Genomic DNA, 16346 nt, shown 5'->3' with positions numbered 1-16346 from the left:
AGAAGTGGAAGCATCGACGGATGGACCTGGATGCCTCGACAGACTGTCAGATTGACCCGTTTCGCGCCGGCGACAGTGTCGTGCTCCGCAGCGTGAACACGTTCGGCGCGCGCGGTGAAGCGGTCGGTTTCGCCGTTGCAGGACGCGTTCTCGTCGACGACGACCAACTGGCAGTGGTCGCCACTCCTCTCGGATCCGAGGTGCGGCGACGAGCAGGGGTCGGAAGCGGCCCGAACGGAAGGCTCGTCCTGCCCGAGGACTGGGACGGTTCGCATGTCGAGGACCAGTGGTTCGGAGCGCCGGTCGTGCGCGTGCACCCGAAGGGCTCACGATGGTCTGTCTGGCGGTGGCACGACGGTTCGGACTGGCTTCCCGACTGGTACGTCAATCTCGAACGCCCATGGTCGCGAACTGCAGTCGGCTTCGACACCCAGGACTGGACACTCGACGTGGTCGCCTCGACCGCCCCGGATGGAACCTGGTCGGTCCGATACAAGGACGAGGACGAACTCGACTTCTACGCCCAGACCGGTCACTGGCCGCAGGCGATGCGTTCGATCATCGAGGTCGCAGGCGAGGAGGCTGCCAGGATCGCGCTCGCGCGCACATTCCCCTTCGACGCGGACTGGTCGCAGTGGATACCTGACGCAAGCTGGCCCGCTGCAGCGCTGCCAACGGAGTGGAACGTGCTGCGCTGACGCTGCTGAGCGCGGCGCCGCGCGCGCTGCTATCGCCCGTCCGGGGCCAGCACCGACACCTCGATCTCGACGCCCGCCGCGTCGTCCTTCGTCGGGGTGGCTGTTGTGTTCACCGCGTCGTTGGCAGGCAACGCGCTTCCTGCAGGGAGCCTCACCAGGGCCCGCATCGCCCAACTATGGTCGAACCAGCTGGTCTCCTCATATGCCCAGATGACGCTGCTTCCGTTCGGGAAGGTGTACCCGGATTCGGCCGAGACCTCGTCGATCGTCTTCGTGGTACAGGCGTTGCGCATCGGACAGCTGCTCGCGGGGTGTCGCCCACTGGGCGAACCGAGCCCCGCGCTGTCGAGGAGGAGGGTCCCGCCAACGATCATCACCGCCGCACCCGCGACGAGGAGACCAGCCACGAACACGATCTGGCCAATCACGCCGGAAACCTTCCGAGAACCCACCGCGCACCCCCGGCTGCGAGCCTAGAGAGCCCCGGGGCGGGCCGCATCCCTCTGACGGCGGACGTCATTCGAGGCCGCCCTCCGGCAACGCCCCCGTACATCTCGGCGCACCGCATCCACACCGGACGGGCAGACGGGACTTCACCTTCGGCTACATCGTCGAAGACCTGCTGCATGCGCTTGACTCGTGAGCATGGCTGTCCGGAACGCGAGCCCGACTCGTCGCTCGTACTCATCCACCGCCGTCGTTCTCTGTTCGGCGGGCATCGTGGTGATGTGGGGATGGTTCGCGATGGTGCTCGGCGAGGTCTACAGCGAAGAGTGCAAGGCACGCATGGCCGGGACGAGTGAGGCGGGAGCCGTCGTCCCGTTCGGCGTCGCGCCGCTGGCTCTCGTGAGCCTCGGCGCCGTCATCGCTCTGATCGCCACGACCCGCGGAAGCGTCGTGCGTCGCCTCCTCGTCGCGGGCGGAATCGTCCTCGCGGCGACCGCGGTCGGCGTGCTGCTGGCCTGGGCGTTCAGCTACGGGACGTTCTTCGAGCAATTCGCGATCGGGTCGAACTGCATCGGATGAATCAGTGTGTTCTACTGCGGTCTCGCGGCGATGATCGCGCGGGGCCCCTGTGGCCATCCATCCCACCCGCGGAGGAAGAACCGGTAGCGGGAGCCGACCTCGAGCGAACGGGCGAGGCTCTGGGCGGAGGTGTCCGGGAAGCGGTTGCCGTTGCGGGTCACCTGGAGTTCACCGCAGCTTGTGGCGATGTCCCAATCGGTGCCGAGGAAGCCGGACTTCGAGTAGACGGGATGGTGTGACGTCGAGGTGATCGTGCACACTGCTTGGGATTGGACGTTCCACCACACTCCGTCGACCGTGAGATACGTGAGTGCGAACAGCATCCCCGCGAAGGCGACGCCTGCCATCACGAGACCGAATCTCGATGTGCGCTTCCGAAGCCCGGAGTTCGGCCGGACGGGAGGCATCGGTCGATGTTGCGTCAGCGGCTTTGACTCGATGCCGCTCTGCAGCCTGTCTGCCATCGTCCTGCGATCCATCGCCCCTCCCCGGTGCGATGCTAATGGGACGCCGGCCTTCGCGTCGCTGAACGAGCGCTCAGACGACGTGCCGCCGTACGCCCGCCGGGATCCCCGAAACACCCCCGACATCCGCGTTCTCTAGAGTCGATGCATGAGCTTCACCATCACCACCGCCGATTTCGACTCGCCCGCCCTCCGCGATTTCCTCCAGGCCCACCTCGACGACATGGAGCCGACTGCGCCGCCGGAGAGCCGGCACGCGCTCGATCTCGCGGGGCTGCAGCGGCCGGGCGTGCGCGTCTGGACCGCGGTCGATGGGGACGCGGTGATCGGGACGGCGGCCCTCGCGCCGATCGAGGACGGCTGGGAGGAACTCAAGAGCATGCGGACGGCACCGGAGCGACGGGGCGAGGGGATCGCCGCGCGCCTCCTCGTGCACGTCCTGGTCGACGCCCAGGACCGCGACGTGCAGCGCGTGTCCCTCGAGACCGGGTCGCAGGAGTTCTTCGCCCCGGCACGGCGGCTGTACGCTCAGGCGGGATTCGCCGAGTGCGAACCCTTCGCGTCGTACGTGCCCGACCCCAACAGCGTGTTCATGACACGGGCGCTGGGGGACTAGCGCCCGAGGCGTCCCGCGTCCCGAGCGGCCCGCCGCCCCCAGTAGAGTTGATCCGTCCCTTTACCGACGAAATAAGGAGTGGACAGGTGGCCGACGGCTTCGAGCTCTTCACCGACCGTTCCGTTGTCGCGATGCGCGTCAACGGCGAGCTGAAGGACCTCGCGACGACCGTCACGACGACCGACGTGGTGGAGCCGGTGACCATCGACTCGCCCGACGGCCTCAACATCCTGCGCCACTCCACCGCCCACGTGCTCGCCCAGGCGGTGCAGGCGGTCAACCCCGAGGCCAAGCTCGGGATCGGCCCGCCCATCACCGACGGCTTCTACTACGACTTCGACGTCGCCGAGCCGTTCACGCCGGAGGACCTCAAGGCCCTCGACAAGGAGATGTCACGCATCGTCCGCGCGGGGCAGCGCTTCGTGCGTCGTGTCGTCACCGACGATGAGGCACGCGCCGAGCTCGCCGGCGAGCCGTACAAGCTCGAGCTGATCGGGCTCAAGGGCTCCGCCTCCGACGGCGGCGACAATGAGAACGTCGAGGTGGGCGGCGGCGAGCTGACCATCTACGACAACGTCGACCCGAAGTCGGGGGAGACGGTCTGGAAGGACCTCTGCCGCGGCCCGCACCTCCCGAACACCCGCATGATCGGCAACGGCTGGGCGCTCACCCGCGTGGCCGCCGCCTACTGGCGTGGCTCGGAGAAGAACCCGCAGCTGCAGCGCGTCTACGGCACCGCGTGGCCGACCAAGGACGAGCTGCGCGCCTACCAGACCCGCATGGAGGAGGCCGCCAAGCGCGACCACCGCAAGCTGGGCGCCGAGCTCGACCTGTTCTCGTTCCCCGAGGAGATCGGCTCCGGTCTCGCGGTCTTCCACCCGCGCGGGGGGATCATCCGCAAGGAGATCGAGGACTACATGCGCGAGCGCCTCATCGCCAACGGCTACGAGGTCGTGAACACGCCGCACATCACCAAGGCGCACCTCTTCGAGACCAGCCAGCACCTCAACTGGTACAAGGACGGCATGTTCCCGCCCATGCACCTCGACGAGGAGCACGACGCGGACGGCAACATCACCCGGCAGGGGCAGGACTACTACCTCAAGCCGATGAACTGCCCGATGCACAACCTGATCTTCCGGGCGCGCGGCCGCAGCTACCGCGAGCTCCCGCTCCGCCTGGCCGAGTTCGGGACGGTGTACCGCTACGAGAAGTCGGGCACGCTGTCCGGCCTCACCCGCGTGCGCGGCCTCACCCAGGACGACGCCCACATCTACGTGACGGACGACCAGATCAAGGACGAGGTCGCGAGCCAGCTGCAGTTCGTCCTGGAGACGCTGCGCGGCTACGGGCTCACCGACTTCTACCTCGAGCTCTCCACGAAGGACCCGGAGAAGTACGTCGGCAGCGACGAGAGCTGGGAGACCGCGACCGAGACGCTGCGCGAAGTGGCGATCGAGTCGGGCCTCGAGCTCGTCGACGACCCGGCCGGCGCCGCGTTCTACGGCCCGAAGATCTCGGTGCAGGCGCGCGACGCGATCGGCCGCACCTGGCAGCTCTCGACCGTCCAGCTGGACTTCAACCAGCCGGAGCTGTTCGAGCTGGAGTACAACGCGGCCGACGGCACGCGCAAGCAGCCGGCGATGATCCACCGGGCCCTGCTCGGCTCGATCGAGCGGTTCTTCGCGATCCTGCTCGAGCACTACGCGGGCGCGTTTCCGGTCTGGCTGTCGCCGGTCCAGGTCGTGGGCATCCCCGTCGCCGACGCGTACGGTCCGTTCCTCGACGACGTGATCGCCCAGCTCCGCGCCCAGGGCGTGCGGGCCGAGGTCGACCACTCCGACGACCGCATGCAGAAGAAGATCCGCACGCACACCAAGGCCAAGGTGCCCTTCCAGCTCATCGTGGGCGAGGAGGATGCCGGAGCCGGAACGGTCAGCTTCCGCTTCCGCGACGGCACCCAGTTGAACGGGGTGCCGGTCGCCGACGCGATCGAGCGCATCGTCGCGAGCATCCGCAGCCACGAGCTGGTCGACACGGCATGGCTCGCCTGAGTCTCGACGACTACGCCGCCCACGAGCCGGGCGACGGTCACGAGGGCGTCGGCGCGGACGAGGTCCGCGTCGACGACCCGTCGTACCTCGTCGGTGTGCCGGACGAGTTCCAGCGGCTGTGGACGCCGCACCGGATGGTCTACATCCAGCACGGGCAGCAGCCCGGCAAGGACGACTGCCCGTTCTGCGTCGCACCGAGCATGAGCGACGAGGACGCCCTCATCGTCGCGCGCGGTGAGCACGCCTACGCGCTCCTCAACCTCTTCCCGTACAACAGCGGTCACCTGCTGGTCTGCCCGTACCGCCACATCGCCACGTACGACGAGGCGACGCCGGAGGAGGTCGCCGAGATCGGCTCCCTCACCCAGACGGCGATGCGCGTGATCCGCGAGGTCTCGAAGAACGACGGCTTCAACATCGGGATGAACCAGGGCGCCATCGCGGGTGCCGGCATCGCGGCGCACCTGCACCAGCACATCGTGCCGCGCTGGGCTCAGGATGCGAACTTCCTGCCCATCATCGCGAAGACGAAGGCGCTCCCGCAGCTGCTCGGCGACGTGCGCGCCTCCCTCGCCGCCGCCTGGCCGACAGCCTGACGCTGCCGCATTCGTGCCGAATGTCGACTCTCGCGCACGCGGAGTCGACATTCGGCACGAAAGTGCGCGCGGTCAGCGCACCTGGCGCACCGCGAACTGCTCGCGCGGGTGCGCGTACGACTCCTGCGACTCCACGAGCTGCAGCTCGCGGTCGCCGGACTCCAGCGTGCGGGTGAGAAGGTCGAAGACGCTCGACACCGTCTTGCGGAGGGCGATCTCGGCGCTTTCGGTGCGGACGTAGTGGGCCGTGAACAGGGCGGCGGTGACGTCGCCCGAGCCGTTCGCCTTCATCGGCAGCCGCGGAGTCTGGACGATCCACGCGCCGGTGTCGTCGGCGGCGAGCATCTCGATCGTGTCGGCGGGCTGGTCCGGCCGCTCGACGCTCGTCACGAGGACGGTGCGCGGGCCCATCGCGCGCGCCGCGTCCACCGACGCCAGCGTCGACTCCAGGGTGTCGGGCGTCGTGCCGGTGAGGAAGCCGAGCTCGAACTGGTTCGGTGTGATGATGTCGGCGACCGGGACGACGCGGTCGCGGAGGAGGTCGGGGATGGCCGGAGCGACGAAGCAGCCGGACTTCGCGTTGCCCATCACCGGGTCGCACGCGTACACGGCGTTCGGGTTGGCGGCCTTGACCCGGGCGACCGCGTCGATGATGACGTCCCCGATGCCCTCGCCGCCCTGGTAGCCGGAGAGCACGGCGTCGACCTCGCCGAGCACGCCGCGCTCCTCGATGCCGGTGATCACCGCGCGCACGTCGTCCGGCGAGATCAGCGGGCCGCGCCAGGCGCCGTAGCCGGTGTGGTTGGAGAAGTTCACCGTGTAGACGGGGAGCACCTCGACGCCGATGCGCTGGAGCGGGAAGACAGCGGCGGAGTTGCCGACGTGACCGTAGGCGACCGCGGACTGGATCGAGAGGATCTTCATCCCTCGATCCTCTCATCTCCGGACTACTGCGCTGCGCGCTCCGTGGCCGCTGCGGCGTCGGCGAGATCGTCGAGCAGGCGGGAAGCCTCCTCCTCGGTCAGATCGTGCACGGTGAGGCGGAGATGGCGGGAGGGCGCGGGCAGCTCGGCGAGCAGGAACTCGTCGCCGGTGCGCGCGAGCCACCCTCGCCGCATCAGCCGGTCGGCGACGAGCCGCGCCTCGACCGGCAGCTCGACCCAGAGGTTGAGGCCGTCGGCGGCCTCCGTCGTGAGACCGCGGTCCGCGAGCCGGGCGGCGAACGCGGCGTTGCGCTCCGCGTAGTGGCGGCCCGCCGCGGCGATCGTCGCGAGCGCCGTCTCGTCGGTCAGCTGCGCGAGCACCAGGCGCTGGAGGATGTGGCTGACCCAGGTCGTGCCCGGGCTGAGCCGGAAGGAGAGCCGCTCGGCGGTCTCCGGGTCGGTCGCGGCGACGGCGAGGCACATGTCGGGTCCGAGGAACTTCGAGACGGAGCGGACCAAGGCGTACCGCCGGTGCTCCGGCCCGATGAGGGTCTCGTAGGGGCGCTGGGAGAGCATCGAGTAGTGGTCGTCCTCGATGACGAGCACGTACGGGTGGTCGGCGAGGACGGCGCGGAGCTCGGCGGCCCGCTGCGCGGTGAGGGTCGCCCCCGTCGGGTTCTGGGCGCGCGGCGTGCAGATGATCGCCCGGACGCCGGCGTCGAGCGCGGCACGCAGGCCGGCCACGGTCATCCCCTCGGCATCGACGGGCACCGGGACGGCGCGGTAGCCGCCGAGTCGGACCGTGTGAATGCTGGCGAGGAAGCAGGGATCCTCCAGGGCGACCGCGTCGTCGCGCAGCAGTGCCTGGGCGAGGAGACGCTCGACGGCGTCCACGGCGCCGTTCGTCACGGTGATCCGGACGTCGCGGTCGGGGAGGCCATCGCGGACCCACTCGAGTGCGCGCGCCTCGAGGGCAGGATCGATCACCGGTTCGCCGTAGAGCACCGGACGTCCGATCGCACCCGCGAGAGCGGCCGACGGGTCCGGGATGCGCCGGGGGTCCGGGTTGCCGGTTCCGACGTCGTGCAGCACGCTGTCGGCCGCGTAGCCCTCCTGGGCGACGGCCTCCAGCCCGGCGATGACCGTCCCGGCGCGTCCGCGGGCCACGACGACGCCCGCCTGGGCGAGCAGGCGGTACGCCGCGACGGCCGTGTTGCGGTTGATGCCGAGCTGGCCGGCGAGCTCCCGCACGGGCGGGAGCGCATCCCCCCGCCGCAGCTCTCCGCGCTCGTGCAGGGCGCGCACGCTCGCCGCGATCTCGGCGGCCGTGGTGCCCGTGATGCTCAGTTCGTCCATGTCGGATCCGAGTCTAGTGAGGCGTGCGCGGGATGCTATCGTTCGGCATAGGCCAAAGAGAATTATGTTCCGCACGAAAGGGCGACCATGACAGACCAGGACCACGGCACCGCCACCGGATCGAGCCGCGTCAAGCGCGGACTCGCCGAGATGCTGAAGGGCGGCGTCATCATGGACGTCGTCACCCCCGAGCAGGCCCGGATCGCCGAGGACGCCGGCGCCGTCGCCGTGATGGCGCTCGAGCGCGTGCCCGCCGACATCCGCGCGCAGGGCGGCGTCGCCCGCATGAGCGACCCCGATCTGATCGACGCGATCATCGCCGAGGTCTCCATCCCGGTCATGGCGAAGGCCCGCATCGGCCACTTCGTCGAGGCTCAGGTGCTGGAGGCGCTCGACGTCGACTACATCGACGAGTCCGAGGTGCTGTCGCCCGCCGACTACGTCAACCACATCGACAAGTGGAAGTTCACCGTGCCGTTCGTGTGCGGCGCCACCAACCTCGGCGAGGCCCTGCGCCGCATCAACGAGGGCGCGGCGATGATCCGGTCCAAGGGCGAGGCCGGCACCGGCGACGTCTCGGAGGCCACCAAGCACATCCGCAAGATCAGCTCGGAGATCAAGGCCCTCTCGTCGATGTCGAAGGACGAGCTCTACGTCGCCGCGAAGGAGCTGCAGGCCCCCTACGAGCTCGTCGCCGAGATCGCCGAGACCGGCAAGCTTCCCGTCGTGCTCTTCACCGCGGGCGGCGTCGCCACCCCCGCGGACGCGGCCATGATGATGCAGCTCGGCGCGGACGGCGTGTTCGTCGGCTCGGGCATCTTCAAGTCCGGCAACCCGGAGCAGCGGGCCGCTGCGATCGTCAAGGCGACCACGTTCTACGACGACGCGAAGGTCATCGCCGAGGTCTCGCGCGGGCTCGGCGAGGCGATGGTCGGCATCAACGTCGCCGACCTCGCCGCCCCGCACCGCCTGTCCGAACGTGGCTGGTAAGTGCTGACGGACCAGCGGACGCCGCGCGTCGGCGTCCTGGCCCTGCAGGGGGACTTCCGCGAGCACATCGCGGTCCTCCGCGGGCTGGGCGCCGACGCGGTCCCGGTGCGGCGGCCTGAGGAGGTCGCGGCGATCGACGGGCTGGTGATCCCCGGCGGCGAGTCGAGCGTCATGGACAAGCTGTCGCGGGCCTTCGGGCTCGCGGAGCCGCTGCGGGAGGCGATCGCCGACGGCCTCCCGGTGTATGGCACCTGCGCGGGCCTCATCATGCTCGCGGACACCATCGTCGACGGGATCGCCGGACAGCAGAGCCTCGGCGGCCTGGATGTCGCGGTGCGGCGCAACGCGTTCGGCTCGCAGGTGGACTCGTTCGAGACCGATCTCGACATCCCGGCGATCGGCGGCGAGCCGATGCACGCGGTCTTCATCCGCGCGCCCATCGTGGAGGCGGTCGGCGAGCGGGCCACCGCGCTCGCGCGCGTCGACGACGGCCGCGTGGTCGCCGTTCAGCAGGGCAACCTGCTCGGGACATCGTTCCATCCGGAGATCACCGGCGACACGCGGTTCCACGAGTACTTCCTCCGCACGGTACGCTCGCGCGGGTGACAGTCCCGACCCCGTACCGCTTCCCCTACGAGTCGCAGTGGGGCGACCTCCGGTGCAACGAGCCGCTGATCGTCCGCGGCGAGTCGCCGGCGCGGCACCACGACTGGGCGGCGGACGGCTACGCGTCGGAGGCCGAGTACGAGTTCTGGGCGGCGCACGTCTGCGGGCTCGCGTGCCTGCGCTCCGTGCTTCGCGCGTGGCGGCCCGAGCTGGGCGTCGTGCCGATGGCGCGACTGATCGACGGGGCGGTGGAGGCGGGAGCACTGGTGCGCCGGGAGGACACAGTCGACGGTCTGTACTACCGCCCCTTCCTCTCCTGGATCTCCGACGCGTTCGGGATCGAGGGGGAGGTCGTCGAGCGCACGGCGACCGCGGAGTTCCTCCCGCTCGTCCGGCCCGGGCAGGTGGTGCTGGCGTCCGTCTCGCCCGAGATCCGCTGGCCCGACCGGCCGAACGAGCGCCGGGGAGGTCACCTGGTCCTCGTGCACGGGCGCGACGGCGACCGGTTCGTCTTCCACAACCCGTCCGGGATCGGCCCGACCGCGGCGGACGCGACGGCCGACGTGGCGACCTTCGGCCGGTTCCACGCCGAGCGGGGAATGGTCCTGCGCGACGGACGGGCCGCATTACTATAGACAGGTTCAGAACGTAACTCGAGGGAGCAGCAGTGTCCGGGCATTCCAAGTGGGCCACGACCAAGCACAAGAAGGCGGTCATCGACGCACGCCGTGCCAAGTCGTTCGCCAAGCTCATCAAGAACATCGAGGTCGCGGCCAAGACGGGCGGGGCCGATATGTCGGGCAACCCGACCCTGGTGGACGCCGTCCAGAAGGCCAAGAAGACCTCGGTCCCCAACGACAACATCGACCGCGCGATCAAGCGCGGCGCGGGTCTCACCGGTGAGACGATCGACTACACGACGATCATGTACGAGGGCTACGGCCCGGGCGGCGTCGCCCTCCTGATCGAGTGCCTCACCGAGAACAAGAACCGCGCGGCCGCCGAGGTCCGCACCGCGATGACCCGCAACGGCGGCACCATGGCCGACCCGGGCAGCGTGGCGTACAACTTCCACCGCAAGGGCGTCATCGTGGTCCCGCACGCCGACGGCGTCGATGAGGACACCGTGCTCACAGCCGTCCTCGACGCCGGCGCCGAAGAGGTCACCGACCGGGGCGAGAGCTTCGAGGTCCTGACCGAGGCGACCGACCTCGTCGCGGCGCGCACCGCCCTCCAGGAGGCCGGCATCGACTACGACTCCGCCGACGCGGAGTTCGTCGCCACCGTCAACGTCGAGGCCGACGCCGACGTCGCCCGCAAGGTGTTCAGACTCATCGACGCTCTCGAGGACTCGGACGACGTGCAGAACGTCTACACGAACCTCGACCTGACCCCCGAGGTCCAGGCGCAGCTCGACGAGGACGACGAGTAAGACACCGGCCATGTCGATCCGGGTGCTCGGCATCGACCCCGGACTCACACGGTGCGGCGTCGGGATCGTCGACGTGCGTCCCGACCGCCGCGCCGTCCTGGTCGAGGTGACGGTCATCCGCACCCCGCCCGGGATGCCGATCGAGGAGCGTCTGCTCGCGGTCGGCGATGGGATCGAGCGCCTGCTCGACGAGCACCGGCCGGCCGCGGTGGCGATCGAGCGCGTCTTCGCGCAGCACAACCTGAGCACCGTGATGGGTGTCGCGCAGGTCAGCGGGGTGGCCCTCCACGCGGCGGCGAAGCGGGGACTCCCGGTCGCGCTGCACACTCCGAGCGAGGTGAAGGCCGCCGTCACGGGATACGGGTCGGCGGACAAGAAGCAGGTGCAGGCGATGGTCGCCCGCATCCTCGGCCTCGCCGAGGTGCCCAAGCCCGCGGATGCGGCCGACGCCCTGGCGATCGCGATCTGCCACGCCTGGCGCGGCGGGCCGGCCCCGGCACCTCGAGTGGGAGGCGGGGGAGCGACGCAGGCCTCGGCCGGCGCAGCGGCACAGACTCCCGCGCAGGCCGCGTGGCTCGCCGCGGAGCGGTCCGCCCGGGCGTCGGCGGCGCCCCGTAGGCTGGCCAGGTGATCTCCTCTCTCCGCGGCACCGTCCTCTCCGCGAGCGGCGGCAACGCCGTGATCGAGGTCGGTGGCGTCGGCTTCGCCGTGCAGCTGACCCCCGACCATGTCCTCTCCCTCCGCGTCGGCGACGAGGCGTTCGTCCACACGTCGATGATCGTGCGGGAGGACTCCCTGCAGCTCTTCGGCTTCGTCGACCGCGAGCAGCTCGACGTGTTCGAGCTCCTCACCGGGGTGACCGGTGTGGGGCCGAAATCGGCGATCGGCGTCCTGTCCGTGCTCGCGCCCGACCAGATCGCCGACGCCGTCGCGGCCGACGACGACGCGCCGTTCCGGAAGGTCTCGGGGATCGGTCCCAAGACGGCCAAGCTCATCGTGGTGTCGCTGACGGGCAAGCTCGTCGCCACCCGTCGCGTCGCGCCCGCCGTGAAGGCCGCGGGCGCGCCGTCCTCCGTCGCCGACAGCGTCTTGATCGCTCTCGTCGGCCTCGGCTGGCCCGAGAAGGTGGCGGGGGAGGCGATCGCCGACGTCGTCGCCGACACCGACGAGTCCGCGCGCGACTCGGTGCAGACGCTGCTCCGACTGACTCTGGCCCACCTCGGCCCGGCCGCGCAGGGCGCCCGATGAGCGACGACCTGACCGCCCCCGAGCTCGAGTCCGAGTCCGAGCTCGCTTTCGAGGGTGCGCTGCGCCCCCGTTCGCTCGCCGAGTTCGTCGGGCAGGCGAAGGTGCGCGGCCAGCTCCAGCTGCTGCTCACGGCGGCGAAGATGCAGGACCGCACTGCGGACCACATCCTCCTCGCCGGCCCGCCCGGGCTCGGCAAGACGACGCTCGCCATGATCGTCGCGCACGAGAGCGGACGCCCGCTGCGTCTGTCGAGCGGCCCGGCCATCCAGCACGCCGGTGACCTGGCGGCCCTGCTGTCGTCGCTCACGCCGGGCGAGGTCCTCTTCATCGACGAGATCCACCGTATGGCGCGCTCCGCGGAGGAGATGCTGTACCTCGCCATGGAGGACTTCCGCATCGACATCATGGTCGGCAAGGGGGCGGGCGCGACCTCCATCCCGCTCGACCTGGCTCCGTTCACCCTCGTCGGTGCGACCACCCGTTCCGGGCTGCTGCCGAACCCGCTGCGCGACCGGTTCGGCTTCACCGCGCACCTGGAGTTCTACGACGAGTCCGAGCTGACGCAGGTCCTGGCCCGCGCCGCCACGATGCTCGAGCTCGACATCGACAAAGAGGCGCTGGCCGAGATCGCCGGGCGCTGCCGCGGGACCCCGCGTATCGCCAACCGGCTGCTGCGCCGGGTCCGCGACTACGCCCTCGTGCACGGCGGCGACGCCGACCTGGCCGCGGTGGGTGCCGCGCTCGAGCTGTACGACGTCGACCCCCTCGGCCTGGACCGCCTCGACCGCGCCGTCCTGCACGCCATTCTCGAGCGCTTCGACGGAGGGCCGGTCGGCCTGAACACCCTGGCGGTCTCGGTGGGGGAGGAGGCGGAGACGATCGAGTCGGTCGTCGAGCCGTTCCTCGTGCGCATCGGGCTGCTCTCCCGCACCCCCCGAGGGCGGGTCGCGACGCCCGCGGCCTGGCGGCATTTCGGTATTCCCGGCCCGCACCAAGGTCGTTCGGAGCAACCTTCCCTGATCGATGACTTATGATGTGAGGTGGCCGTTCGGCCCCATAGACTCCCCACCGGAAGGTTCGGCAGAAATTCATGGCCATTGATCCGCTGACTATTGTGATGGTCGTCATCCTGGCGGCCCTCATCTTCTTCATGTTCCGCAACAGCCGCAAGCGCCAGAAGGAGCAGGCTGAGACGCGTTCGAAGATGGTGCCGGGCGCCGAGGTCATGACCAACTTCGGGCTCTACGGGACGCTGCTGTCCGTCAACGAGGACGACAACACCGCGCTCGTCGAGACCAGCCCCGGGCACGTCATCAAGGTGCACCGCCAGGTGCTCGCCCGCGTCGTCGAGCCCACCGTCGCCGAGCCGGCCGAGGCCGACGCGGACGCCGAGCTCACCACCGGCGCCACCGAGCTCAACGAGGACCACGCGATCCGTCTGGATGCGCCGGAGTACGGCGAGCGGATCGACGAGACCTCGAAGAAGCCCGGCGCGAAGAGCGACGACTAACTCCCGACCCGTGGGCCGCGGCGCTTCTGCGCGCGCGGAACACTCGTAGAAAGCTGAGTTCCTAGGTGGCAAAGTCGACCCCGGCCAAGAAAGCCTGGCGTTCCCTGACATGGCTCGGCGTGCTGGTGGTGGTCCTCCTGGGGACTCTCACCGCCGGCGTGCTGTTCAGCAACGCGACGTGGCTGCCGAAGCTCGCTCTCGACCTCGAGGGCGGCACCCAGGTGATCCTGACGCCGCAGGTCGAGAACGGCCAGCAGATCCAGCAGCAGCAGCTGGACCAGGCCGTCTCGATCATCCGTCAGCGCATCGACGCCTCCGGCATCTCCGAGGCGCAGATCTCCACCGAGGGCTCGCGCAACATCGTGGTCTCCCTCCCGGGCAAGCCCGACGAGGAGACCCTGAACCGGGTGAAGTCGAGCGCACGCCTCGACTTCCGTCCGGTCCTGATCTCGGGCGGCCCGACCAATGAGGTCGTCGGCGCGGACGGCAAGTCGACGCCGGCGCCGACCCCGGCGCCCGGCCTGCAGTCGACCCCGTCGACCTCGCCGACGAACGGCAGCGACCTCGCCTGGGTCACGCCCAAGCTCCAGGCGGACTTCGACGCGTACTCGTGCGCGGCGAACAAGTCGCAGGACGACAGCGCCGCGCCGACCGATCAGCCGCTCATCACCTGCGACGACCAGGACCAGGTCAAGTACCTGCTCGGCCCGGTCGAGGTGAAGGGCCAGAACATCAGCGACGCGAGCGCCGGCCTGGTGCAGAGCTCGCAGGGCGTGACCACCGGTCAGTGGGCCGTCAACATCGTCTTCGACTCGACCGGAACCAAGCAGTTCGCGGATGTCACGACCCGTCTGGTGAGCCTCACCGGCGCTCAGAACCAGTTCGCGATCGTCCTCGACGGCAAGGTCATCTCGGCCCCGACCACGCAGGCCGCGATCACCGACGGCAAGCCGCAGATCACGGGTAACTTCACCGAGACGAGCGCCAAGGCCCTCGCCGACCAGCTCAAGTTCGGCGCACTGCCGTTCAGCTTCAAGGTGCAGAGCCAGGACACGATCTCGGCGACGCTCGGTTCGGCACAGCTCATCGCCGGTCTCATCGCCGGTCTGATCGGCCTCATCCTGGTCGCGATCTACACGTTCTTCCAGTACCGCCTGCTCGGCCTCGTCACGATCTTCTCGCTCGTCGTGGCCGGTGTGCTCACCTGGCTCACGATCTCGCTGCTCTCGTGGCACTACGGGTACCGCCTGTCGCTCGCCGGCGTGGCGGGACTCATCGTCGCGATCGGCTTCACAGCGGACTCGTTCATCGTCTACTTCGAACGAATACGAGACGAGCTGCGCGACGGCCGAAGTCTGGAATCGGCGGTCGAGGCCGGATGGGCACGCGCCCGCCGGACGATCTACGCATCGAAGGCCACCAACCTCCTGGCCGCAGTCGTGCTGTACATCCTCGCGGCGGCGAACGTCCGTGGCTTCGCGTTCACGCTGGGTCTGACGACGATCATCGACGTCATCGTGGTGCTACTGTTCACGCACCCGACGCTGCAGTTGCTGGGACGCACGCGCTTCTTCAGCACCGGGCACGCGTGGTCGGGTCTCGACCCGGAGGCGCTCGGCGCCGTGTACCGCGGTGCCGCCCAGTTCCGTTCGCCCACCGCGGCGAAGGTCGGTGCGGGCACCGCTGCACGCAGCAGCAAGGAGGCGGCTCGCCGCCAGACGATCGCCGAGCGCAAGGCAGCGGAGCTGACCGGCGCCTCGACCTCCTCCGATCGTTCGACCGATGGGAAGGACTCCTGATGGCCGCCAGTCGTCTCACCAAATTCGGTAACGACCTCTACACCGGTGCGCGCTCGTTCGACTTCGTCGGCAAGCGCAAGATCTGGTACATCATCGCGGCTGCGATGGTGATCGTGTCGATCCTGATCCCGATCATCAAGGGCGGGTTCAACTTCTCGATCGAGTTCCGCGGTGGATCGCAGTTCCAGATCACCAACGTCGAGGACACGAACACCGACAAGGCGCAGAACGCCGTGACGAGCGTCGTGCCGGATGCCGTCTCGCACGTCAGCGTCGTCGGCGCCAACGCCGTCCAGGTGCAGACCGACCAGCTGTCGGACACCCAGACGAAGGCCGTGGCGGACGCGCTGGCGAAGGCGTACGGCGTGCCGGACACCGAGGTCGCGTCGACGTTCATCGGCCCGTCCTGGGGCGCTGACGTGACGCAGCAGTCCATCCAGGGACTCGTCGTCTTCCTCTTGCTGGCGTTCATCGCGATGGCCCTGTACTTCCGCACGTGGAAGATGTCGGCCTCGGCGATCATCTCCCTGTTCCACGACCTCATCATCACGGCGGGCATCTACGCCCTGGTGGGCTTCGAGGTGTCGCCCGCGACGATGATCGGCTTCCTGACGATCCTCGGGTACTCGCTGTACGACACCGTCGTGGTCTTCGACAAGGTCCGGGAGAACACCCGGGAGGAGATGGAGCTGACCAGGCGGACGTTCGCCGAATCGGTCAACCTCGCGGTCAATCAGACCCTCGTGCGCTCGATCAACACCGCCGTCGTCGCGGTGCTGCCGGTCGCGTCGATCCTCTTCATCGGCGCTTACGCGCTCGGTGCGGCGACCCTGCGCGACATCTCGCTCGCGCTGCTGATCGGCATCATCGTCGGCACGTACTCCACGATCTTCCTGGCCGCGCCGATGTACTCGCAGTTCCGCGAGGGCGAGGCGGCCGTGAAGAAGCACGACGCGAAGGTGCGCGCCATCCGTCCGAAGGCCGCCTCGGCGGCTGCCGAAGCGGTCGCGGCGAAGTAGCGCGAGCGC

19 protein-coding genes are annotated in these 16346 nt (G+C 69.4%); 15 read left to right on the top strand and 4 right to left on the bottom strand.

Going from position 1 to position 16346, the window contains the following annotated elements; genetic code table 11:
- The first annotated feature begins 20 nt into the window (after nt 1-20).
- Nucleotides 21-698: a ribonuclease FAU-1 family protein gene (locus tag FHX33_RS07060; RefSeq protein ID WP_021764504.1), complete on the top strand. Its 678-nt coding sequence runs from the start codon at nt 21-23 to the stop codon at nt 696-698.
- Between the two features lie 29 nt (nt 699-727).
- On the opposite strand, the gene FHX33_RS07055 is transcribed toward FHX33_RS07060, so the two are convergent.
- Complete coding sequence (locus tag FHX33_RS07055) at nt 728-1126, bottom strand: hypothetical protein (protein ID WP_039923357.1); 399 nt, start codon at nt 1124-1126, stop codon at nt 728-730.
- Nucleotides 1127-1343: 217 nt separating this feature from the next.
- Here FHX33_RS07055 and FHX33_RS07050 point away from each other — a divergent pair, with 217 nt between their 5' ends.
- Nucleotides 1344-1724, top strand: a complete 381-nt coding sequence (locus FHX33_RS07050; RefSeq protein ID WP_039923359.1) for a hypothetical protein — start codon at nt 1344-1346, stop codon at nt 1722-1724.
- An 11-nt stretch (nt 1725-1735) separates the two neighbouring features.
- On the opposite strand, the gene FHX33_RS07045 is transcribed toward FHX33_RS07050, so the two are convergent.
- Nucleotides 1736-2071 carry a hypothetical protein gene (locus FHX33_RS07045; protein WP_021764507.1) on the bottom strand — a complete coding sequence of 112 codons (336 nt, stop codon included), beginning with the start codon at nt 2069-2071 and terminating at the stop codon, nt 1736-1738.
- A 265-nt stretch (nt 2072-2336) separates the two neighbouring features.
- Between FHX33_RS07045 and FHX33_RS07040 the strand changes: the two genes are divergently transcribed.
- The 3 genes from FHX33_RS07040 to FHX33_RS07030 all read left to right on the top strand — a co-directional run bounded on the left by FHX33_RS07040 (nt 2337) and on the right by FHX33_RS07030 (nt 5454).
- Nucleotides 2337-2804, top strand: coding sequence for a GNAT family N-acetyltransferase (locus FHX33_RS07040; RefSeq protein WP_021764508.1), 468 nt, complete (start codon nt 2337-2339; stop codon nt 2802-2804).
- 131 nt (nt 2805-2935) lie between these two features.
- Entirely contained in the window at nt 2936-4858 is a 1923-nt protein-coding gene (gene thrS / locus FHX33_RS07035) for a threonine--tRNA ligase (RefSeq protein WP_221209498.1), read from the top strand.
- A complete protein-coding gene (locus tag FHX33_RS07030; RefSeq protein WP_021764510.1) occupies nt 4846-5454 on the top strand; it encodes an HIT family protein in 609 nt (202 codons plus the stop codon). Before thrS ends, FHX33_RS07030 begins: the two co-directional genes overlap by 13 nt.
- A gap of 72 nt (nt 5455-5526) precedes the next feature.
- Here the strand turns inward: FHX33_RS07030 and pdxY are convergent, their stop codons facing one another.
- A complete protein-coding gene (gene pdxY / locus FHX33_RS07025) occupies nt 5527-6378 on the bottom strand; it encodes a pyridoxal kinase PdxY (protein WP_021764511.1) in 852 nt (283 codons plus the stop codon).
- A gap of 23 nt (nt 6379-6401) precedes the next feature.
- Nucleotides 6402-7733: an aminotransferase class I/II-fold pyridoxal phosphate-dependent enzyme gene (locus tag FHX33_RS07020; RefSeq protein WP_183428296.1), complete on the bottom strand. Its 1332-nt coding sequence runs from the start codon at nt 7731-7733 to the stop codon at nt 6402-6404.
- An 87-nt stretch (nt 7734-7820) separates the two neighbouring features.
- Here FHX33_RS07020 and pdxS point away from each other — a divergent pair, with 87 nt between their 5' ends.
- From pdxS to secF, 10 genes are all read left to right on the top strand, one after another.
- Nucleotides 7821-8723 (top strand): pyridoxal 5'-phosphate synthase lyase subunit PdxS, encoded by a 903-nt coding sequence (pdxS, locus tag FHX33_RS07015; RefSeq protein WP_021763627.1) that lies wholly within the window; start codon nt 7821-7823, stop codon nt 8721-8723.
- A gap of 3 nt (nt 8724-8726) precedes the next feature.
- Nucleotides 8727-9329: a pyridoxal 5'-phosphate synthase glutaminase subunit PdxT gene (gene pdxT / locus FHX33_RS07010; RefSeq protein ID WP_039922676.1), complete on the top strand. Its 603-nt coding sequence runs from the start codon at nt 8727-8729 to the stop codon at nt 9327-9329.
- Nucleotides 9326-9964, top strand: a complete 639-nt coding sequence (locus FHX33_RS07005) for a hypothetical protein (protein ID WP_021763629.1) — start codon at nt 9326-9328, stop codon at nt 9962-9964. The genes pdxT and FHX33_RS07005 overlap by 4 nt, the downstream gene beginning before the upstream one ends.
- Before the next feature lie 32 nt (nt 9965-9996).
- A complete protein-coding gene (locus tag FHX33_RS07000) occupies nt 9997-10761 on the top strand; it encodes a YebC/PmpR family DNA-binding transcriptional regulator (protein ID WP_021763630.1) in 765 nt (254 codons plus the stop codon).
- 16 nt (nt 10762-10777) lie between these two features.
- Complete coding sequence (ruvC, locus tag FHX33_RS06995; protein WP_183428435.1) at nt 10778-11392, top strand: crossover junction endodeoxyribonuclease RuvC; 615 nt, start codon at nt 10778-10780, stop codon at nt 11390-11392.
- The gene (gene ruvA, locus FHX33_RS06990) at nt 11389-12009 is read left to right on the top strand and encodes a Holliday junction branch migration protein RuvA (protein ID WP_021758386.1); all 621 of its coding nucleotides are present in this window, start codon (nt 11389-11391) and stop codon (nt 12007-12009) included. Before ruvC ends, ruvA begins: the two co-directional genes overlap by 4 nt.
- The gene (gene ruvB, locus FHX33_RS06985) at nt 12006-13043 is read left to right on the top strand and encodes a Holliday junction branch migration DNA helicase RuvB (protein ID WP_021758387.1); all 1038 of its coding nucleotides are present in this window, start codon (nt 12006-12008) and stop codon (nt 13041-13043) included. The genes ruvA and ruvB overlap by 4 nt, the downstream gene beginning before the upstream one ends.
- A 56-nt stretch (nt 13044-13099) precedes the next feature.
- Complete coding sequence (gene yajC, locus FHX33_RS06980; protein ID WP_021758388.1) at nt 13100-13519, top strand: preprotein translocase subunit YajC; 420 nt, start codon at nt 13100-13102, stop codon at nt 13517-13519.
- A 65-nt stretch (nt 13520-13584) separates the two neighbouring features.
- Nucleotides 13585-15318: a protein translocase subunit SecD gene (secD, locus tag FHX33_RS06975; RefSeq protein ID WP_039921231.1), complete on the top strand. Its 1734-nt coding sequence runs from the start codon at nt 13585-13587 to the stop codon at nt 15316-15318.
- Nucleotides 15318-16337, top strand: coding sequence for a protein translocase subunit SecF (gene secF, locus FHX33_RS06970; protein WP_021758390.1), 1020 nt, complete (start codon nt 15318-15320; stop codon nt 16335-16337). Before secD ends, secF begins: the two co-directional genes overlap by 1 nt.
- Nucleotides 16338-16346 lie beyond the last annotated feature (9 nt).

Origin of the sequence: Leifsonia aquatica (assembly GCF_014190775.1) — a bacterium.
Lineage (GTDB): Bacteria > Actinomycetota > Actinomycetes > Actinomycetales > Microbacteriaceae > Leifsonia > Leifsonia aquatica.
Note: the sequence above shows the minus strand (reverse complement) of the source record. Positions and strands in the feature narration are given on the sequence as shown.